This window comes from Paenibacillus amylolyticus (assembly GCF_051136285.1).
GTDB lineage: Bacteria > Bacillota > Bacilli > Paenibacillales > Paenibacillaceae > Paenibacillus > Paenibacillus amylolyticus_F.
Window position 1 is genome coordinate 3515830 of record NZ_CP194938.1, and the last position, 21056, is coordinate 3536885.

17 protein-coding genes are annotated in these 21056 nt (G+C 47.6%); 2 read left to right on the plus strand and 15 right to left on the minus strand.

What is annotated here, in order from left to right:
* Positions 1 to 88 precede the first annotated feature (88 nt).
* The 9 genes from ACR8BL_RS15470 to ACR8BL_RS15510 form a co-directional block, all read right to left on the minus strand.
* Positions 89 to 997, minus strand: coding sequence for a carbohydrate ABC transporter permease (locus tag ACR8BL_RS15470; protein WP_090924237.1), 909 nt, complete (start codon positions 995 to 997; stop codon positions 89 to 91).
* 15 nt (positions 998 to 1012) lie between these two features.
* On the minus strand, positions 1013 to 1957 hold the full coding sequence (locus ACR8BL_RS15475; RefSeq protein WP_434753136.1) for an ABC transporter permease: 945 nt from the start codon (positions 1955 to 1957) through the stop codon (positions 1013 to 1015).
* Positions 1958 to 2304: 347 nt separating this feature from the next.
* A complete protein-coding gene (locus tag ACR8BL_RS15480; protein ID WP_434748466.1) occupies positions 2305 to 3717 on the minus strand; it encodes an alpha-L-fucosidase in 1413 nt (470 codons plus the stop codon).
* A gap of 746 nt (positions 3718 to 4463) precedes the next feature.
* Positions 4464 to 5522, minus strand: coding sequence for a Gfo/Idh/MocA family protein (locus ACR8BL_RS15485; protein ID WP_434748467.1), 1059 nt, complete (start codon positions 5520 to 5522; stop codon positions 4464 to 4466).
* Between the two features lie 282 nt (positions 5523 to 5804).
* Positions 5805 to 6671, minus strand: a complete 867-nt coding sequence (locus ACR8BL_RS15490; RefSeq protein WP_434753137.1) for a sugar phosphate isomerase/epimerase family protein — start codon at positions 6669 to 6671, stop codon at positions 5805 to 5807.
* Between the two features lie 109 nt (positions 6672 to 6780).
* Complete coding sequence (locus ACR8BL_RS15495; RefSeq protein ID WP_434748468.1) at positions 6781 to 8589, minus strand: beta-galactosidase; 1809 nt, start codon at positions 8587 to 8589, stop codon at positions 6781 to 6783.
* Position 8590: 1 nt separating this feature from the next.
* Positions 8591 to 10069, minus strand: a complete 1479-nt coding sequence (locus ACR8BL_RS15500; RefSeq protein ID WP_434748469.1) for an alpha-L-fucosidase — start codon at positions 10067 to 10069, stop codon at positions 8591 to 8593.
* 326 nt (positions 10070 to 10395) lie between these two features.
* The gene (locus tag ACR8BL_RS15505; RefSeq protein ID WP_434748470.1) at positions 10396 to 11208 is read right to left on the minus strand and encodes a copper homeostasis protein CutC; all 813 of its coding nucleotides are present in this window, start codon (positions 11206 to 11208) and stop codon (positions 10396 to 10398) included.
* Between the two features lie 75 nt (positions 11209 to 11283).
* Positions 11284 to 11649 (minus strand): exo-alpha-sialidase, encoded by a 366-nt coding sequence (locus ACR8BL_RS15510; RefSeq protein ID WP_434748471.1) that lies wholly within the window; start codon positions 11647 to 11649, stop codon positions 11284 to 11286.
* A 711-nt stretch (positions 11650 to 12360) separates the two neighbouring features.
* On the opposite strand from ACR8BL_RS15510, the gene ACR8BL_RS15515 reads away from it, so the two are divergent.
* Positions 12361 to 13065 carry a hypothetical protein gene (locus tag ACR8BL_RS15515; RefSeq protein WP_434748472.1) on the plus strand — a complete coding sequence of 235 codons (705 nt, stop codon included), beginning with the start codon at positions 12361 to 12363 and terminating at the stop codon, positions 13063 to 13065.
* A gap of 9 nt (positions 13066 to 13074) precedes the next feature.
* Positions 13075 to 13275: a hypothetical protein gene (locus tag ACR8BL_RS15520; RefSeq protein WP_434748473.1), complete on the plus strand. Its 201-nt coding sequence runs from the start codon at positions 13075 to 13077 to the stop codon at positions 13273 to 13275.
* Between the two features lie 316 nt (positions 13276 to 13591).
* On the opposite strand, the gene ACR8BL_RS15525 is transcribed toward ACR8BL_RS15520, so the two are convergent.
* The 6 genes from ACR8BL_RS15525 to ACR8BL_RS15550 form a co-directional block, all read right to left on the minus strand.
* Positions 13592 to 13783 (minus strand): hypothetical protein, encoded by a 192-nt coding sequence (locus tag ACR8BL_RS15525; protein WP_090924244.1) that lies wholly within the window; start codon positions 13781 to 13783, stop codon positions 13592 to 13594.
* Positions 13784 to 14023: 240 nt separating this feature from the next.
* A complete protein-coding gene (locus ACR8BL_RS15530; protein WP_434748474.1) occupies positions 14024 to 16807 on the minus strand; it encodes a glycoside hydrolase family 3 C-terminal domain-containing protein in 2784 nt (927 codons plus the stop codon).
* A gap of 297 nt (positions 16808 to 17104) precedes the next feature.
* Positions 17105 to 18193 (minus strand): low temperature requirement protein A, encoded by a 1089-nt coding sequence (locus ACR8BL_RS15535; RefSeq protein WP_434748475.1) that lies wholly within the window; start codon positions 18191 to 18193, stop codon positions 17105 to 17107.
* A 139-nt stretch (positions 18194 to 18332) separates the two neighbouring features.
* Positions 18333 to 19292 carry a ring-cleaving dioxygenase gene (locus tag ACR8BL_RS15540; RefSeq protein WP_434748476.1) on the minus strand — a complete coding sequence of 320 codons (960 nt, stop codon included), beginning with the start codon at positions 19290 to 19292 and terminating at the stop codon, positions 18333 to 18335.
* A gap of 184 nt (positions 19293 to 19476) precedes the next feature.
* Positions 19477 to 19704, minus strand: coding sequence for a DUF896 domain-containing protein (locus tag ACR8BL_RS15545; protein WP_090924289.1), 228 nt, complete (start codon positions 19702 to 19704; stop codon positions 19477 to 19479).
* A gap of 339 nt (positions 19705 to 20043) precedes the next feature.
* Entirely contained in the window at positions 20044 to 21054 is a 1011-nt protein-coding gene (locus ACR8BL_RS15550; RefSeq protein ID WP_434748477.1) for an SPFH domain-containing protein, read from the minus strand.
* Between the last annotated feature and the right edge of the window lie 2 nt (positions 21055 to 21056).

Here is a 21056-nt window from a genome sequence, read left to right on the forward strand (position 1 = left end):
CGTGTACCCCCACCTCCTTTCATGAACCGGCTGCCATCGGAAATGTGAAAAGTGATCTCTCTCCTTTCCTACGGATGAAGCGTGCAGGCTATCCTTTAAGTGAACCGACCATGACCCCTTTGACGAAATGTTTTTGCACAAAAGGATACATGATCAGAATCGGAATACTTGCGACGACAATCAGCGCATATTTTAGTACCTGCTCGAAGCCCTGATCCCTCATCTGCTGGCTTGTATTCGCAAGCATGGCGGGGTCAGCCGCATTCAGAATCAGCAAGTTACGAAGCACATATTGCAGCGGGAACAGTTTCTCTGAACGCAGGTAGATGAGTGCATCAAAGTAGGCATTCCAGTGACCTACAGCATACATCAGGGTCATCACCGCCAGAATCGGTTTGGAGAGTGGCAACACTACGCTAATCAGGTAGCGAATATCCCGGCATCCATCCATCTCGGCAGCTTCGCCAAGCTCCTCCGGAATTGACGACTGAAAGAAGGTGCGGGCAACGATGACCTGGAACACAGCCAGCGCTCCGGGTAGCCACATCGCCCAGCGGGTATCCAGCAGATGCAGGTCTTTCATTAACAGGTAGGTCGGAATCAGACCCCCGTCAAAAAACATCGTAATCATCATGAAGATGATGATCGCTCCCCGTCCGTAGAACGACTTGCGAGAGAGAGGATAGGCCAGCATAACGGTCAGAGCCACGTTAATGAACGTACCGACCACCGTGTAGATGATTGTGTTATAAAAACCAAGCATGAGCTGTTGGCTTTTGAAAATGGAGATATAAGCCTTGATGTTGAAATCTACCGGGAACAGCCACACCTGACCGGATGTCACGGCGCGTGACGAACTGAACGAGGAGCTGACGATGTACAAGAGCGGATAGAACACCGTTAACAGAATGGCAATCAGAAAGATATAATTGATGGTCATGAAAATACGGTCGCCAATGGGGTCTTTGATTCGGTTCCGATTGATCAGATTAAACATGGACATGCTCCTCCTTTACCACAAGCTGTTCTCGGATACTTTGCGGGAAATGCTATTGACGATGACCAGCAGTATCAGGTTGATGATGGAGTTAAAGAATCCGACAGCCGCGGAGAAGCTGAAGTTGGCTCCAATCAGACCGACCTTGTACACGTACGTGGAGATGACCTCCGAGGCGCTTGTATTCAGCGGATTCTGCATCAGGTATATTTTCTCAAAACCAACGCCCATAATGCTGCCCAGACTTAGAATCAACATGATCACGGTGACGGGAACGAGGGTGGGAAGATCGATGTGCCATATTTTACGCAGCCTTGAGGCACCGTCCATCTTGGCCGCTTCATACAAGGATGGATCGACTCCAGCCAATGCCGCGATGTAGATAATGGAGGAGTACCCCATGCCCTGCCATACCCCTGACCAGACATAGATCGATTTGAAATATTCAGGAATACCCATAAAGTTGGTCATCGGGAAGCCCAGCCAGGTAAACAACTTGTCTACGACACCTACATGTGGCGAGAGCATCAGTATAATGATGGATACCATAACAACGGTGGAGATAAAATGCGGAGCATACGTGACCATCTGTACGGTCTTTTTAAAGTAACCCGTTCGAATCTCATTCAGCGCCAAGGCTAGCAAAATCGGTATAGGGAAACCCGCAATGAGGGAATAGAAACTGATACCAATAGTGTTCTTGATCAGCAGCCAAAAGTTCGGAGAATCGAAGAAGGCTTCAAAATGTTTGAGCCCGACCCATGGACTACCCCAGATGCCTTTGACCACACTGAAATCTTTAAAGGCAATCTGCACACCTACCATCGGAATGTATTTGAAGATCAATAGATACAACACCGGAGGCAGCACAAGCAGGTACAGCTCCCAGTGCTTTTTGAAGCTTTTGATGAACGGATGCTGCTGCTTGGGTGCTTTCTGACGTAGTTGCTGCAGCTCCATGTTCGCAGGTATGCTTTCTGTACCTCGACTCATTTGCGTCACTCCTTCTCAGCCTCAAGTGTAATAATACATTACATTTACATTCCTTAAATGTCCGTTTTCAATGCTAACTCGTTGCTTCAAACCTAAACAATGTCAACATTCATATCAGGTAACGCTTTCTTGATTTGATAGTACCTTGCCGGGGGCTTTTTGATCAATTTGCAATTTTCTCCGACCTCTCTTTATTCCAAAAAACCTTGTGGGGCAAGCGTTTAGAGCCATGTGCTGTGGGTATCTGTATGTTCTATGTATAAAAAAGAAAATTCCGGAGGTGCTGATATCTCCCCCGGAATTGACATGTGATTTTATGATTTGGTGATCAATCTAAACGTATGAGTGATCGGTGCTTCACCACTTGTAGCGGATCGTGGCAGCTCCACGAGCAACCCCTCTTCCGTTTGCTGAAACGAAAGTACGTCATTTGTACCGATGAGTTCAACACGCTCCACCTTTTCCACATAAGGAATGATCAGTTGCTGTTCCGGGGTTTCGCTCTCGTTGCGATAGATGCGGAAGGCATACACGGTGTGGGTGTCTTCCTTCTGTGTAAATGCCCACTCCTGCGTGTAATACGGTGCGCAAATACGGGTGCCATAAATACCTTCGCCGTGTGTGTTCAGCCACTCGCCCAGTCCCTGGATGCCTCGAATGGCCCCTTTGGGTAGACGTCCGTCCGGCTGCGGCCCGACATTCAGTGCCAGATTCCCACCTTTGGAGACCACTTCGAGCAAAATATGTGCAAGCTGCCGGCCCGATTTGTACTGATCATCGAAGCCAAAAGCAAAGGAATGCCCGACGGTAATACAGCTCTCCCACGGAATATTCATCGGCTGCTCCGGGATCGTCTGCTCCGGGGTGACGATGTTCTCATATGGCCCGCCAACGGTGCGATCTGCCGATAGAAGCCAAGGTTGCGTGCTCTTTCTCGCCCGCTCGACCACTTCACCAAGCCGGATATCCTGACCGTGGCGGCCTTCTCGAACCCAGCCGGCATCGAGCCACAGGCACTCGATTCGTCCGTAATTCGTCAGCAGTTCCATGATCTGCTCATGGGTAAACTCCACGAACTTTTCCCACATCCATGGATACTTGTGTGGATCGTATGAAGGCCCACGCCACATATGGCGTCCACGCTCCATGCCCGGTGCCCAGTAATACGGGGTATGCCAGTCTGCTTTGGAGAAATACGCCGAGATGCCAATCCCCTTTGCTCGGAAGGCGTCAAACAGTACCCGGCAGATATCGGCATATTTGTGCTTGTGAAACGGCGTATCCTTGCCTGTAATCCGGTAATCGGTCGTTTTGGTATCCCACATGCAGAAACCATCATGATGCTTGGTCGTAAAGAGGAAGTATTTGAAGCCGTTATCGGCAGCCATTTGTGCCCATTCCTCAGGCTGAAACCGTATCGGATTGAAGGTTTTGTTCAGGTCAAAATATTCACGTTTGAAATCCTCCATATCGTCCGTCCAGTCCACATCATCCCGCGACCAGTCGCCATCCTCATCACTCAGCGCCCACGATTCCACCAAGCCAAGCTGAGAGTACGGCCCCCAGTGCATCATTAAGCCGAGCTTCTGATCTTTGAACCACTCCAGCCGCTCCAGTAGCAGCGGGTCTTCCGGCTTCACCCACTCATCCTCTTTGCTAAAGTTGTGTACACCTGCTTCAACGATGTGCTCTTCCTGCTCCGGCAGGGGGGGATTGGTTTGAGTCAAAATAAAGCATCTCCTTTAGTTGAAATTTCTGACGTTGTAAAAAGATATAGGATTACACTGGGTCACTCCGATTGCAGTACCATCTTTCGATCGCTGTTACCCCCGGATTCCTTTGAACTATTCCCCTAATGGGGAAATCCGGTGCTAAAGGCGAGCGCTTCGCTTCTCCCGATTGGTTCTGCACTCTCCGTTTCACGTGTAAATAGATTTTTACAACGGGCAAAGACGGTTTCACCTCGTCGATGGGGCAACTTGGATACGTCGGGTTACTTATCCCTCCGTTTTGGGTAGACCAACGACCTTAAGATCACTGACGGATTACACTGGGTCACTCCGATTGCAGTACCATCTTTCGATCGCTGGTTACCCCCGGATTTCTTCGAATTATTTCCCTGATGGGGAAATCCGGTGGTAAAGGCGAGCGCTTCGCTTCTCCCGATTGGTTCTGCACTCTCCGTTTCACGTGTAAATGGATTTTTACAACGGGCAAAGACGGTTTCACCTCGTCGATGGGGCAACTTGGATACGTCGGGTTACTTATCCCTCCGTTTTGGGTAGAACAACGACCTTAAGATCACTGACGGATTACACTGGGTCACTCCGATTGCAGTACCATCTTTCGATCGCTGGTTACCCCCGGATTCCTTTGAACTATTCCCCTAATGGGGAAATCCGGTGCTAAAGGCGAGCGCTTCGCTTCTCCCGATTGGTTCTGCACTCTCCGTTTCACGTGTAAATGGATGTTTTCACAACATAATCTCCTTGCCCTCGCGTGCGGATTCGTAGATGGCACACAGCATTTTCATGACTTCCACGCCGTCCTCGACGGGGCTAAGGGTTTCTTTTCGGCCCTGCGTGCTGTCGATAAAGTGGTTAATTTCATTGCGGAACGAGCCCATAAAGTCAAAGGACTTAAAATCCACCTGCGGTGTCATGTTCAGAATGGTATCGAACTTCTCACCAATAATCGAAATCTCCGGCTCCAGTTCGGCTCCGCCTTTGTCGCCATATAGCTTGACCGCTGTTTCATCCTCCTTCGCATGCAGGGTGAAACTGACGTCCACCAGCAGGCTTGCTCCATTTTCAAAACGGATCAATGCATTCGCCATATCCTCCACGGTGTTCTGTTCTGCATCATAATCAGCAGCCTTATAAAACGAAAGATTGCGAATGTTCGCCCGGTTACCGAGCCGGTTGGAGACGTTGGCAGAAACAGATTTCACCTTCGGTCTGCCCATCAGGTACCAACAGATGTCGATGACATGTACACCGATATCAATCAACGGGCCGCCGCCAGAGCGACTTTTATCCGCAAACCAGCCACCCGGATTGCCGAGACGGCGCAGGCTGGAAGCTTTGGCATAATAGATTTCGCCCAGTTCACCTTCGTCGATGAACTTTTTCAGAATCTGAGCGTTGTCACTATAGCGGCGAACAAAGCCCACTTGAAGCAGCTTTCCGCTGCGATGGACGGCTTTTTCTACCTCAAGTGCTTCCTCCACCGTCTGGCAGAGCGGCTTCTCGCACAGTACGTTTTTGCCTGCATCCAGCGCCGCAATACTGATTTCGGCGTGCGAATCATTCCAAGTGCAGATGCTAACCGAATGAATTTCCGGCAGAGCAAGCAAGTCTCTATAGTCCGTAAACACATGGGTTGCTCCATACTGCTTCGCCACATCGGTGGCACGAGTTTCGTTCAGATCACAGATCGCATAAATCTCCACTTCCGGGTTACTAGCGTACGCTTGCAGGTGGCAATCCGATATCGAACCGGCGCCGATGACAGCAACTTTCAATTTGGACATTTTACTACCCCTCCAATGTTAAAATTGAAAATGAATATCGTTCAGCTCGGCAGAGCCATTTTTTTATAAAAAGTTGCACGACCTTGAATCATTCATACTGATCACATTTCGATGTATTTCATCTGAGAGAGAACGGATAACGGCGTTCTTTCATACCGCCTACTTTCTTACTAAACCCTCCTGTATAGAAAACTCACTACACTGCACCTCACAGCACTAAACCAATAAACACGGGATAGCATAGCGATGCTAGATCATAGCAAGGCACATAACAACACAATTTCACGCCTCGTCCCACAAACGGCGCACGTTATTCATCGCAATGCGCGAGGCGGTTCGGCAATCCTCCATGCCTTCGAATTCAACCGAGATGTAGCCGTCATACCCGGACTGCTTCAGCACACGGAACACCTCTGGCATGTTGATATCACCATGACCCACGATGGCTCCGCGCAGATAATTGCCGTGGGAGGTCTGAAACCAGCCTTCGCCAGGATTCCGGGTGGAGGGCCGCCAGTAGAAGTCTTTGGCGTGAACGATAGACGCGTGAGCAATATTATTTTTCACCGCACTCACCGGATCTTCATCCACACAGAGGAAATTACCGATGTCCAGCGTGGTTTTGAAATTTTTCCGCCCCGTCTCATATAATAGCCGCTGAATACGCTCGCTCGATTGCACATAATATCCGTGATTCTCCACACTCGTTGTAATCCCAAAGCCTGCGGCATAGTCGGCAACTCGCTGACAGGCTTTGACGAGTACGGGCAGGTCGGCTTCAAATTGTGCCACCGTCCCTTCCGGTGCAGGCCGGAAAGCCACATCGTGCCGCATCCGTTTCACACCCAGAGCAGCGGCAACATCAACGTGGCGCATAACGCTCTGAATTTCTTCTTCCAAAGTCACGGCGCTCTCCTGAACCGCAAAGTTCGCACCAATGGCATAATTCGAAATGTCGATACCAACCTCCTGAGCCGCAGCTTTGATCTCTTCAATTAATGCCGGATTGTCGATCAGACTGAAGCCCATAGGTACAATCTCCACATGCTGCCCGCCCTGCTCCGCAATCCAACGAATGGCATCCGGCACTGTAAGTTCCTTACGATCCAGTGCTTGCTGCAAACTGTACGTACTGAGTCCAACTTTCATCTTCCTCATCCTCTCCCTCTCCTGTGCTGGGTGTCCATACCCAACCTATACCGTGTTCCAGTCCATAGGGCAATTGACAATAATCGCATGGCTCACCGATTTTCCTTTTTTAGCCCAAATCTGGCTGATCTACGAACATGACAGCAGCATCTGCCGTTCCATGAAGTTCAAATATAATAATTTCATTCTCTCCTTGACGGAGGAGCGGAGCAGGGACATACAACGTCTGTTGCGGGCCTTTATTCCAGTAGCGACCCAGATTGAATCCGTTTACAAATGAAATCCCTTTTGTCCAGCCGTCCAGACGAAGAAAGGTATCCTTTATATCCAACACATCCTCAATATGAAGACTTCCTCTATAAAAAAATGGCTCCTCTTTTACTGTTCTTACACTGCTCTCAAGCTCAGACAGCACAGCAAAGGATAAACTCGAAAGATCTGTCATCGGCAAACAGTAAATCGTCCAATCATACAAAAACTGAAATCCATGTCGCACACCCTCTGTGATTCCCTTCGGATCTCTCAGGTACGGCCCGTAATTGATCCGCCCCATATTCTCAACAAGAATGAGTAACTCTGCGCCTTCCGCAGGCACCTCAAAAGATATCGTCGTCTCAGCATTCCCACGTTCAAGCACACCCTGCAACAAACCATCTACAAACACCAGTGCCCGATCACGCACCTCTTGAACAAATAACTCTTGTCGTTCTCTCGGCCCCGAAATCCGGGTCTGGTAGCTGATAAATCCGTAATCCTGCCCCAACTTCTCCATTGGCTCCGGATTTGTACGGTGCATTGGAATAGCCAGTGCATTCAGTTGTTGAAGCAAACTAGCGTGCTGCGCCATCTCGACTCTGCCGTAAGCGGCCTTCCCCATAGGTTCTAGTAAAACCAAATCTCCCGGTTCAGAGTCACGACCCTCTTTTTTAGAACCGCTATATCGCGAGAGAACCTCTCTTACCGCATTAAATTTCGCTGTTGGTTCCCCCGATTCGCTAAGCAGAGCGTCATAGTCGTAACTCGTGATGGTTGGTTCGTATTGATCCTTTTGCTGACAGTTCGCTCCATTATAAAATGCAAAATTCGTACCGCCATGGAACATGTAGAAGTTCACCGATGCGCCCGTCTCTAACATTTCCTCCAGCACTTTAGCTACATCTTCTGCTTCCCGAGTGTGATGAGACTCACCCCAGTGATCAAACCAGCCATTCCAAAACTCCATACACATGAGCGGTTCCTCTGCTTGATATTCACGCAGCTTGGCAAACGCCCACTCTGTCCCCGACCCAAAATTAACTGTTGCCAAGTGTCCTGGCACGGAACCAGCCTGCAACATATGATCGGTTGGCCCATCTGAGGTAAAGAGCAGCACATCCATACCCCGCCGCACCATACCATCTCTCAAATATTGCAGATAACTCGCATCGTTCCCGAAGCTGCCATATTCATTTTCAACCTGCAACGCAATAATGGGTCCGCCAGAGGTGCTCAGAAGGGGTTTTAATTTGGGCAAAAGCACATCGTAATATCGATCCACATCCGCCAGAAACGCCGAATCGCTGCAACGAAGCCGCAGATGGTCATCTGCAAGCAGCCAGGACGGCAAACCACCAAATTCCCACTCCGCACAGATGTAAGGACTTGGACGAACGATCACATACAGCCCCAGGCTCCCCGCAAGCTGTATAAACGTCTCCACATCCGCCATACCTTCAAAACAATACTCTCCCGGCTGCGGCTCATGCATATTCCATGGCACATAGGTCTCCACCGTGTTGAACCCGCAGGCCTTCAGCTTCAGCAGCCGATCCTCCCAATACTCTGGCACCACTCGAAAATAATGAATGGCACCTGACAGAATTTGAATCGGTTCTCCATCCAGCATGAATTGAGACCCCTGAACCGTCAGTACCGCCATCTCACATGTCCTCCCGTTCACTGTAAAATAAGCTGAATTTCGATAACGTTGGAACCCATCTGGACTCCTGAATGGTTAGCCGAACCCGGCGTGCAGTGACTTTTGGAAAACAGCAAATCCGCTTGTATCCAACCACCGTTCCAGAATAGATGTCCTGCCACCGACCATTCTCATCGCTTACTTCCAGTGTAAACCGTTCAATCCGCTGCCCCGATTGGATGTGCTCCATCAGCATCACACGGTCGAAGGTCTTTTCTTCGGGCAAAATCAATTCAATCCATGCTTGCTCCGTTCCTTCGCCCGGGCACCAATAAGCTTCTTTTTCCCACTCTTCAACCGAATTCAAAACTTGTGAAGCTCCATGTGCTTCATCCATCGTCTCCGAAGCCTCCGCCTGTGCACCTTGCGCCAAGTCTTCACTGAACGTGGTACGCAGCGCTGAACCGAACTCGCGAAGTCGCTGAACATCATTTTCATGAAGCAGACCACGCTTATCTGGTGGCAGATTCAGCAAAAAGCATGCATTGCCACCTACGGCGCCGTAATAAACGGAAAGCAATTCCTCCAGCGTTTTGACCTGATCATCTTCACTCGCATGATAGAACCAGCCCGGACGAATCGAGGTATTCACCTCGGCAGGATACCACACCAGCTGATCAGCATAATCACGGATAACGTTGCGACTCCCCAGATCACTGTCCTGTGTATTGATTTTCCTCGCAAACTCTCCATCATCCACCTGCTGCGACTGCTCCTGAATCTTCTCATTATCCTGCATATGCGCCGGTACAACGCTCCATTCCGAGTCACGCGTATGTCCTGCCTCATTGCCGCACCAACGGACATCCGGGCCGCAGACCGAAATGACCGCCTCCGGCTGAAGCTCACGAATGAGCGCGTAGTATGCATCCCAGTCATAGACTTGTCTTTTCCCATTTGGCCCTTCGCCACATGCGCCATCAAACCAGATACAGAAAATGTCACCGTAGTTCGTTAGCAGTTCGCGCAGTTGGTGAAGAAAAAAGGCGTTATACCGCTCCGAATCCCCATAACATGCTTCATGACGATCCCACGGAGAGAGATACACCCCAAATTTCAACCCTGCATCACGACAGGCATCCGCAACTTCTCCAACCAGATCACCAGAGCCATTTCGCCATGGACTTGCTGCGACAGTATGATCTGTATAACGACTGGGCCACAGACAGAATCCATCATGATGTTTGCACGTCAAAATTAACCCTTTCATGCCTGCGTCCTGACATGCCTCCACCCATTGCCCTGCATGTAGTTCAGTAGGGTTAAAGATCGCCGGGGCTTCCTCGCCCGTCCCCCACTCCCGATCGGTAAATGTGTTCACTGTAAAATGAATAAATGCATAAAACTCCATCTCCTGCCATCTCCTTTGGCGCTCGGATGGACTGATTTGTGCCGTCTTTTTAATCCAATCCTCTGGTGCTGGTGAAAGCTTTGAGTTCATGGCTTCCCACTCCCTTATATGAAAGGTGCATTTTGTTTTCATTGCTTTTATTACTTTTTGTTCTATATAAGTTGAACTATTCTTTTACACGTTAACGAAGAGGACAGAAAAAACCTGGAAAAGCGAAGCGTCCGCCTTTATCACCGCATTTTCCCCTTTGGAAAAGGGAATCCAAAAAATCTGGGGATAACAGCGATTGAAAGGTTATTCTGTCATCGGAGTGGACTGTGTAAAATCTTTAGTTCAACTTATATAGCTATTCATCCGCTTCTATAGCCGCCGCTTTGTTGGCTACTTCTAATACACCCACACAATGTCTACCATTACTACAGCTCTTGTACTGCACGAATCAACTCTGCTTTGGCCTGAGCGACAAGCCCAGCATCCACAGGATGATCGAAACTCCCTCCACGCCGCACACCCGATCCCATATGAATCTCGGTAATCGCCGTTCGGCTCACGATGGTTGAAATGCCCCCAATCGTGACACCTGAACCCGCCATAATGGATATATTTAATGTCTGTCCCATCTCCTGCAACTGCTTAAGTTCGAGCAAACCTTCAGGGGCAGTAGGTTTGCCTCCCGATGTAAGCACGCGCTCAACGACAGCAATCTCCCTCGCATACTCGCCCTCGCTCTTACTCCTACTTTTACTACCACTACCACTATCGTCCCTACCCTCGATCCTGCCATTCATGTCACCAATGCTCTCCAGCGCGCTCGCCACATATGCACTCGAATCGATGGCACGATGAAACGTAACTCCCAACCTCAGAGCTTCAAACAGACAAGTTTGTAGAAACGAGCGATGTACTTCTCCCTCATGGGTGAGAGCTCCAATCACGATGCCTGCGGCACCAAGCTCCCGCGCCACGCGTATGTCTTGGAGCATCGCCTGAAGATCCTCAGCGCTATAGCAGAATGAGCGGCTATGAGGCCTTATCATGACATACACCGGAATCGACACCTTGGATACAACCTGTTCAATCTGCCCATAGCTGGGCGTAAGACCACCTTCGGACATAGCCGATACCAGCTCAATCCGATCGGCTCCCCCCTGCTCGGCCGCTTGGGCATCTGCTGCATCTACCGCTATGACTTCCAATATCGGCTTTATGTTGTTGACTCGCATATTCATAGGAACACCTCCTCACAAGTAACCACGACAGAAAGGACCGAATATACGCCTGATTAGCGTTTCTGCGGCCCTTGCTTATTCCCATGTTTGAACGTTCAGTTTCCAGAACGCAACACGATCTCTTTTCCACGTATAGGTATGCCAGTCTGTAATTTCATGTCCAACCTTGTAAAAGAGGACAAGTGAACCATCCTGCACATACAGCACCGGGTTCCAATGGGCAATACCTTCTTCATCCGCTACTTTGCACGGCGCTGACCACGAGCCATCTTGCTCCTGAACAATCATCCAGATAGTGGTGTCGCTGGATTTCTCATACGAGCCTACGAACCAAGCTGCAAAAACCACGCCACTTGGCAAGACAGCGATGGTTGACGCATGACTGCTCTGGAAATGCTGCCCTTCCCGAAAAACATACTGTTTGTCAGCCATCATGGTCATGAGTGAGCCACCTCCCTTATCACTTTTTCGACCTTTTTTGTTATTTTCGTTATTTAACTTTGTTATCCTTTTACACATCCAGTCTAAAACGTTAGGTAGTTAACGTCAATACTCGTATATGAGGCTTCCTCTTTTAAATTTGGGTTGTTGCAATGAGGATTTTTTAGAAGCCGGATTGGGTTGGCTTTTCCCAAAAGGGACTTTTTTTGTTGCATGCTTAAGGAGTTGAGCCATAACAATCGTTTGAGACCGGTTCTCGTACTTAGGATGTGGAATTTTTTTCTAGGTGTATCGTCCATAGAGGCAGTTAATCGCTCTTTTTTAAATTTTAAACAAAATATTGGATAAAAAGGAAACTAATTTCCTTTTTTCGCATCTATAACTGTAGGGTTAATCCTAAAACTTGTTATAAGGAGCGTGAATGTTATTGAAATCTTTATTGATTGCGAGTACGTACGCATGCCCTAAACTTCAGCTTAATAGGCAATTTTTCAGGCTAAGACCCACTTAAGGGCAGGAGAAGAAATCAGGTTCAGGCTAGCAGTATTCATTTCTATTAATACACTCTTAGCTACGCCGAAAAATGAGAACGTAAATCTCCATTGAACATGCAGATATGATCGAGCTGGTATCTAAGCAATTGGTTACAGACGATATCGATCTTGAAGTGGAAATACTATTACGAAATTTTATAAAATAGGAGTTTTTATTATGTCCAAGGCTAAAAAGGTCTTTTTTCCATTATTATTAATTTTGTCTATTTTCAGTTTAAGTTTGTCTCCAAATTTGAGTACTACAGCAAAAGCAGATAATAGCCAAAATATTGGTGTAGTTATAGGTAATGAAGCCAAGGAATTGATCAATACAACACTATCTGGAATAGAAAAAGGTGAAATAAAGAATGTTGCCCCTGTGTCTGCTTTTGATTTGGAAAAATCAAGTGTGTACACGGTTGGCGGTGGGGTTACGGTTGTCACAGTTCCTGTACATGGGGAGTATAGCCTTCCTAGTAACGTAACAGTTTTCTTCGATGAGGACGATACCGTATTGCAGACAAATGAAATGTTGGTGACCAAGAATGAGGCAGGAAACTTCCGAGTTGAGACGTATTTGAATGGATCCGTTGTTAAATCTGTGGACACTGACAGACCTTATATCACAGATGAAGAAATGCTTGCAGAAGAACCAGTTAACTCTGGAATTCAACCGAATGGTATAGGCGCAGTGGCAGGTTGTCTTGGGGCAGTGCTTGGTATTGGTGGTACGGCAGCTTATATTATTGCGGTGGCGTGCGGCGGTTCGTGTGCAGTACCGACACCAGTGACTGCTCCGATATGTGCTGCATGTATTGGTGCATATGCAGTTATTGGTGCTGGTGGTATCGCTGGAGCAGTAGCTTGTTTCAATTACCTGTGAGGTGATTTGATGAACAAAATTTTAGCATTTTCGATTTTGGGAATGGGTTTAACTGGTGCCGTTTTAATCTTCTCTGTTGCTCTATGGTTTAATCCACCAATAGGAAATATGTTGAAGATGGTTACTGCTGCTTCAACATTATCTTTTATTATATTTGCTGTCTCAGCTTTGGTATTTCGTCGGCGGTTAGATGATGAAAAAAGAAATTAATATATTCATACTACTTTCTCCATCCAAGACAAATGGTTTTCAAGAGCAATGTCATAAGTTTAGTTCAAACGCAGATCTAGCTTAAAAATGAAATCTGAAACGGTATAGGAAATATCCTGTGCCGTTTCTTTTTTGTTTCTCACATGACGACGCAAAAAAGACGAGGCAGAAAAATCTCTGCATCGTCTTTGTATCCTGTTCTAGCGTCTTTATTACCTGCTTCAATCTTCCACATACATCACCCTTTAACAAAAAAATAAAGGGCTTTCAAAATCACTCTCTTCTATCTACTTGTCCCATCGCAGACTACACCGATTTACTTGTTACGCCGGGCTTTTGTCATTCGGTTGAACATAATCAAAGCCACAATGATCATGGCAAGCATCGCAATATTACTGGACACCTCTTGCGACAATCCAAACAGCATGCACACGTTGGTTACCAGCCCTCGCACGATTAATGCCACGACAATCAGCAGAATTGGACTTAAATAATTGTATCTTTTCATCGTTTGCCACACCCCTGACCCCATTATTCTGTTTGACCACGATCCCGTAACTCGATCATAACAGTCTGCTTCTTCGGTGACAACAAAAGGACACCGCAAGCAGTGTCCTTTGTTATAATCCCTATAATGGTTTTGGCTCTACATTGTTGCACTTCTACTTAGAAAGAGACCCGAGTGCATGCGTGCGCCAATCCATTTACATATCACCTTTTATATCGCACGTATACAGTTACACCTAACCTACACCTGCTTGAATTCAATCCAATCGATCTGCAGACCTGGTTTGGTAAAGTCCAGCTTGAGTTCATACAGCCCAGGCTCCAGCTGCACTTTCACCAGCTTTTGTCTGATCCATTTGCCTTCTGTACCATTCGTTTGTATTGTTGTAGCGAGCTGACCATTCAAGAGCACATTACATGCACTTTGTGCCAGTTCAGGCTCAGGTGACATGATCTGCACAATAATCCGGTATTGGCCTGCTTCATCAACCTTCATGTATACTGGCTCAGCTACGGCAGGTTTCACCTGTGCATTCTCGGCCAGTGCTTGAGCGTCTGCAACAGACAGGGACGCATTCGCCTGGAATGAAGCCACGTTCTCTACAATCTCATGTTTGCGTGAGGAGACCGGCGCATTCATGATGAATTTGCAGATGTTGATCGCGGAGCGTTGCAGCTCGCCGCGGGTCAAGGTTCCATTTTCAAGCGATTCCATCGTATTGTCGTCCCAGCCGTTGATCTCTGCGCCATAGTTTGGCACAACCATGTAAAGGTCGTTCTGAGCGCGAACCATCCAGTTCGTGAACTTGCGATCAGCTTCTCCGCCTTCTACCACATCGTTCATAATGGCCCACCAGTCGGTCATCACAATGCCGTCAAAATTCCACTCTCCGCGCAGAATTGTGGTGTTCAGATCGTAGTTGGACGCAGCCCAGTGTCCGTTAATCGGATTGTAGGAGGTCATGATGGAGTTCGCTCCACCCTCTTTTACTGCAATCTCGAACCCTTTCAGATAAATTTCACGCAGCGCACGTTCAGATACAACGGCATCGACTTTGCTGCGGTGTTTCTCCTGGTTGTTGCAGGCAAAGTGTTTCAGTGTGGCGTTGGAGCCACCTTTCATAATGCCTTTCGTACATGCGGCGGCAAATACACCCGAGATCAGCGGATCTTCCGAGAAGTACTCAAAGTTACGGCCGTTCAGCGGACTGCGGCGGATATTGAGTCCAGGCCCGAGCAGGGTATCCACTTGATTGCGCAGCAACTCCTGTCCTTCCATCACATACAGTTCTTCCACCAAATCTGCGTTCCACGTTGCCGCCAATAACGTACCAATGGAGACTTGTGTTGCCTTTTCTCCACTATCCATACGGATACCAGACGGGCCATCTGCCGTACAGGCCACAGGAATGCCATAGTTAAACAGGCTATCACTCACACCGCCAAACGCTGATGCTGTTCCCGAAGTGACCAGCGGACTGCTCATGCCTTCGCCACGCACAATTGCTGCCAGATCCTGATCGCTCAGTTGAGCTACAAAGGCTTCCAGACTGACTTTACCCGCCTTCACGTCGCTTAGCTTGTAACCCTGATTGCCCGTTTGCTCCAGCGTCTGTGGCAGGTTCTGCGTGATGCGATCCGCGATAGACACTTTACGTTTCGGCACGTCCACGTAAATCAGCTCATACGAACCATCCGCCTTGCGAATGCCCGGTTTCATGCGTGTGAAATCTTCCGTTGGTGCCATCGCTTCCTGCAATTGCTCCACCAGTTGAACCGTGTCCACAACATAGCCGTCTTGGCCATCGATGCCAACGTGTTCAACCTGCTTCACGCTTGTACCCACATGCAGGCGGTACGTTCCCGCTTCAAGCACATAGGCAGAAGCATATCCAGTTACACCCGCATCATCATACGAAGCCATGCGATTTACCGGGAAACGGATCGTTAACAGCTCGGATTCGCCGGGCTGCAGCAGTCCTGTTTTGCCAAAAGCCGCTAATGCCTTCACCGGTTGTCCCAGCTCTCCTTGCGGTGCTCCGTAATACACCTGAACCACTTCTTTACCCGCATAGGTTGTCCCCGAGTTGGTCACGTTCACGCGAACCTCGATCGAGGTCTCCCCGTTTTCGGTCACCGTACGAGCTTCCTCAATTTGTGTCGCAAAGGTGGTGTAAGACAAGCCATAACCAAACTCAAATTGTACTTTCTCAGGTCGAAACGTTTCGAAAAAACGATAACCCACATAAATATCTTCCTGATACAGGTTCTTGAACTCGTTTCCGTAGTTGCTTGTGGACGGGTAATCTTCGATGGAATATGCAATCGTATCCGTCAGTTTACCGCTTGGTGTCACGTCTCCAGCCAATACGTCCGCGATGGCGTTACCGCCTTCCATGCCGCCGTGCCAAGAGTAGATTACCCCTTGAATCGGATGTAGAACCGTTTCGTTCAGCCAGCTCATATCCATAATATTGGAGACGTTGAGTACCACAATGGTATGTTCAAAATGGTTTGTCACATGCTTCAACATCGCCTTCTCATCATCTGTCAGACGATAACTTCCGGGTGCATCTGCATTATCCTGATCTTCCCCTGCAGTACGTCCAATGACGACAATAGCTTTACTGGATTTACTTCTGGCCTGTGCAACCAGCTCATCCGCGAGTGGCATTTCCTTCTGATTCCACGGCTCGGCTGCCCACACTTTTCCGCCATCGTCAAACGGATTCTCTTCAATCCATTTCTCATAAACGGCTGCCAATTCCTCGTTGACTGTAATGTTCTTTTTGCTGCGCAGTCCATCCAGCAGATTCGTTGTATACGCAACATGAACACTTCCGCCTGAACCTGTGCCGCTGCGATAATAGTTCACTTGAGTTCGGCCAAAAACTGAAACGTTTTCGGAATGACCGAGTGGAAGCACCTGTCCTTCATTTTTGAGTAAAACAGCACCTTCTGAAGCTACCGTTCGACTGAACTCTGCAAACCCTTCCAATGGAACACCAATTAGATTCGTACTCAATGATTTCCCTCCTGAATGTCATCTCCATATCTTATGAAACGACTACTTATAAACAAGATTAGATCCTACCCCAATTTACTACGATAGCAAAATAACCTTAATATCGCTTTTTCCCCGGCTAAGCTCATTTAAAAATAGAACTAACTTCATGGATATGGCAGATTTACTTGTACCTATTCCCATCTTAACAGATTGCAGACATGAAAATATATGAGAAATATTCATGTTCAGATAACAAATATTAAAGCCACGAACCGGGGCTGTTCGTGGCTCTCTTTTTATATAAAAAAACACAGGTCAGGTCGTCAGCTTCGCATACACCAGAAAGAACAACATATTCTCACCCATAATCACATATCCGGGAACATGGTAGATCAGATCCACCACTACAAAAGCCACTAACAACCCTACCATAATTATCAGATGGAGCGGCCCGAGGCGAAGATGCGGATGTCTGTAGCGATGAAACACAAGGGTTGTCGACAGGAAATACAGCAACACCGAGCCAAACACAAACGCGAGCATAAACTCATAGCTCAGCAAATTCTGGTATAGCAGTTGGATCGACGCGGCGATCATACTCAGGGAAATGTAGATAAATAGATGCCCGTAGATGATGGCTTGCCCGGCGGTCTGCATCTCTTTACTCACCTTTTTTTCCACGTTATCGAGGTACTGCCACCACATGGCGATGACAAACAAGGATGTGAAGACAGCAAACAGGATTGATTCCAGATCCCAGTGATCGGCTGACAAAACCGCGATGATGCTGACAACAGATTCACCAAGTAGGATGAGTGTAAAGAGAGCAAAACGTTCCAGCAGATGGTGTGTCTGCACAGGCACTTTCACCAGATTTTTACGACCCAGTAGTGGCAAAATAATATCGATGGCAATCCCGGCATACAGAATCACATAACGCACCCACGAATCAAAGAACAGGGAACCCGATGAGATTACGATGCCAAGGATAAATGAGTAACCCAGGAAACGGGCAGCCTGCTGTTGATGCTTGCTTTTCGACTTGTGGATCGTCAGGTACTGAATTGCGGTAAACGCTCTGGAACCAATGTATCCAACGAAGAAGGACAGATAGTGTTCGTCAAAATGAGTAGAAAGACTCGCCGTCATGATGAGAACGGACAGCAGTTGAAGGATGAGGAAGATCCGATGGCTCAGAATATCCTGACCATAACGGTTGATAAATAAGGTCTGACCAACCCATGCCCACCATACCGGGATGAAGATTAACACGAATTTCAATAGATATTCAAATGTAATTACGCCGTTCTCGGCATGTAACAAGACATGGCCTGCTTTGGAGACTGCCGCGACGAAAAGTAAATCATAGAACAGCTCCAGCCAGGTGACCTTTTTCTCCATCATCCCTCAATGCTCCTTTGGTAGATTAACTTGTACTTAAGTTATGGAAATTCATGATGTGCCGGGGGAACGTGCTCCCGGTACATCTTATTTTAGAACCTTCCCTTTGTCAAAACCTTCCCCTACCTTTTTTATCTCTACCTCACTCCGTTACAGTTGCTGAAGGGGTAAGTGTTCTTACCTGAATTGGTTGCAGATTATCCTCAATCTGAGTACGGTACTGTTCAAACCACTCCGGCAACATCAGTTTCTGTCCAAGCGATTCGGCTGGTTCGTCTTTTGCAAAACCTGGAGGATCAGTCGCAATTTCGAACAGAATGCCACCCGCTTCTCTGAAGTAAATGGCGTTGAAATACTGACGATCTCGCACCGGAGTCGGCTGGTATCCGTACTCGCGCACAGCTTCACTCCACTGTGCGTGCTGTGCGTCATCGACTGCGCGCCATGCGATATGATGCACCGTTCCTGCGCCTCCCATACCCAGCGGTACACGGGTAACAGGCACGTCTACGATGTTGCCGATATCACCGATAGAACGGAAACGGGCATATTCTTCATTTTCGCCCACTTTCACAAATCCGAGAATACGCTCAAGTGCATCCATCGTACGTTGTGGGTTCACACTAAACAGTACCGCTCCGCCAAACCCTTTGATCGTATGTTCAGCTGGAATACCCTCCTGCACCCATGTATTCGCAGCGCCCTCTTCCCGCTCAACCAGCTCCAAACGCAAGCCTTCGCTGTCTTCGAATTGCAGCAACTCTTCATCAAAACGGTTAGTGCGGGTCACTTCGATATTGAAACCTTCCAGACGATTCTGCCAGAAGTCCATGGAGCCTGGTGGAATGACATACGAGGTGATGCCGACCTGACCACCGCCAATCTGGCCTTGTGGTGAACCTGCCGCCGGGAAGAAGGTAATGATCGTTCCCGGGCTGCCTTGTTCATCTCCAAAGTACAGGTGGTATACATCCGGAGCGTCAAAATTCACTGTTTTTTTCACCAGACGAAGTCCCAGAACTCCGGCGTAAAAATCAACGTTAGCCTGTGGATCTCCAGCAAAAGCTGTAATGTGGTGGATACCTGTCGTTTGAATGTTCATGATTATGTCCTCCTTGGTTTGAAAAGCTCGTTTATTTTTTATTTTCAATTATCTTTAAATTAAGATATATAATCTGTACCACTAATGCAGAATCGGAATTCAAACCTGCACTAGTGATACCTTAGTTGTAATAGTCCTCTCATTCAGGGAACGCTTGATGCCCCTTCTGCTTCTGCAACATACGCTATGGATTCTGTCTGGACGCCTGCTCTTGTTTCAATTTATCTGGAGTCACGTCATCGCCGTTAGGATCGTAGATGGTGGCATTCAGCAAAATGTCGTTGACCGAACCACGGAAAGTCTGCAAATATTCTTGGCGAAGGCGAGTCTGTTCAGCCTGCTCCATCTCCGTCAATCCACCCGCTTTAGCTTTTCTCGCAAGTTCATTAATTCGTGTCAATGTTGGAATCATCATCTGGATCTCTCCTCCTATTCAATCAGTTGAAGATATTTATTTGAGTATAGTCGTTGGTGTTGTTGTCGCTTGCATTCAAATTAAATATCTTAATATAAAGATAATTTATTTTGAATGGATTGTCAATACTTTGTTTTTTTATGAAAAATAGAGCGCGTTTACTTCGCCTTAAACGCATCGCTTCCTATAAATAAAATCAAAAAAGGTTAGCCCTACGGATATAATCTCCTGTAGAACTAACCTTTTATTCGAAGTTCAGCTTAGAATGTATAAGATAAGCTTAACTTATTTTACACGAACAATCAGATAACAGCTGAATACAGATTAGCCTAAGCTTCATGCCAATTTTTGTCCGCAGTTCGGACAGAAGTTGGCTCCTTCATTTTTCGCACCACAGTTCGGGCAGAAGTTCGGCTTTTTACCCTCACCACTTGAAGACTGAGATGCACCAGCATTACTGTTCTGCTGTTGACCCTGGCTCTGGTTATTTGAATTCTGGCTATTCTGGTTCATGTTTTTCATCATCTCATTGGCCATGTTCATGCCCATCATCATACCTGCCATATCCGAGGCAGCACCGCCGCCCTGCACCTTACCAGAGGAGATACCATCCGTCATACTCACCTGCTGGTACTTTTGCAGATTGCCGATCATCTCGTGGGAAGCCGTTTTGGTGATCATATCCTGAATCTCCTGCGGATAGTTGAAGCTCATCACCTGGAAGCCGGTAATACCAATCCCGATATCCATCATCTGCATATCCAGATCTTCCTGAATACCGCGTGCAATATCAGAGGCATTCGCTTGTAGATTGAACATGTCCTTGCCTTCACGGCTGATCCACTTCATCAGCAACTGATCCAGCACAGATGTGATGCGGATTTTGACATCATCGACCAGATAGCTCTGTTTGATGCCTGCAATTTTATCAATTAAAGTCACATAGTCACTCACTTTAAAGTTAAACGTTCCATTTGCCCGAATTGGCATACCGCCAGGGAGCTGCGGTGTCGGAATCAATACCGGACTTTGCGTACCCCAGCGTACGGTGAACTCCTTTGTATTTACAAACAGAACCTCAACCCGCATACCGCTGTTGAATCCGAACTTGAACCCTTTTAGCGTGGACAGAAACGGAATGATCTCCGAGTCGATATTAAACGAACCTTCGTCCTCAAAAATACCTTCCACCTTGCCGTTATTCAGGAAAATGGCATCTTGGCCCGCACGAATAATCAGCTTACTGCCTTTCTTGATCTCTCGGTTACTCCACTTCCAGAAGATCATATCATCTCTGAATTCTTCCCATTCCACTACGTTGGAGAACTGATTTTTAAAAAATCCCATGT

Coding starts and splice junctions, on each gene's coding strand:
- ACR8BL_RS15470 (WP_090924237.1), bottom strand. CDS start 997: ATGTTTAATCTGATCAATCGGAACCGAATCAAAGACCCCATTGGCGAC.
- ACR8BL_RS15475 (WP_434753136.1), bottom strand. CDS start 1,957: ATGGAGCTGCAGCAACTACGTCAGAAAGCACCCAAGCAGCAGCATCCG.
- ACR8BL_RS15485 (WP_434748467.1), bottom strand. CDS start 5,522: ATGTCCAAATTGAAAGTTGCTGTCATCGGCGCCGGTTCGATATCGGAT.
- ACR8BL_RS15490 (WP_434753137.1), bottom strand. CDS start 6,671: ATGAAAGTTGGACTCAGTACGTACAGTTTGCAGCAAGCACTGGATCGT.
- ACR8BL_RS15495 (WP_434748468.1), bottom strand. CDS start 8,589: ATGGCGGTACTGACGGTTCAGGGGTCTCAATTCATGCTGGATGGAGAA.
- ACR8BL_RS15500 (WP_434748469.1), bottom strand. CDS start 10,069: ATGAACTCAAAGCTTTCACCAGCACCAGAGGATTGGATTAAAAAGACG.
- ACR8BL_RS15505 (WP_434748470.1), bottom strand. CDS start 11,208: ATGAATATGCGAGTCAACAACATAAAGCCGATATTGGAAGTCATAGCG.
- ACR8BL_RS15510 (WP_434748471.1), bottom strand. CDS start 11,649: ATGACCATGATGGCTGACAAACAGTATGTTTTTCGGGAAGGGCAGCAT.
- ACR8BL_RS15515 (WP_434748472.1), top strand. CDS start 12,361: ATGTCCAAGGCTAAAAAGGTCTTTTTTCCATTATTATTAATTTTGTCT.
- ACR8BL_RS15520 (WP_434748473.1), top strand. CDS start 13,075: ATGAACAAAATTTTAGCATTTTCGATTTTGGGAATGGGTTTAACTGGT.
- ACR8BL_RS15525 (WP_090924244.1), bottom strand. CDS start 13,783: ATGAAAAGATACAATTATTTAAGTCCAATTCTGCTGATTGTCGTGGCA.
- ACR8BL_RS15535 (WP_434748475.1), bottom strand. CDS start 18,193: ATGATGGAGAAAAAGGTCACCTGGCTGGAGCTGTTCTATGATTTACTT.
- ACR8BL_RS15540 (WP_434748476.1), bottom strand. CDS start 19,292: ATGAACATTCAAACGACAGGTATCCACCACATTACAGCTTTTGCTGGA.
- ACR8BL_RS15545 (WP_090924289.1), bottom strand. CDS start 19,704: ATGATTCCAACATTGACACGAATTAATGAACTTGCGAGAAAAGCTAAA.
- ACR8BL_RS15550 (WP_434748477.1), bottom strand. CDS start 21,054: ATGGGATTTTTTAAAAATCAGTTCTCCAACGTAGTGGAATGGGAAGAA.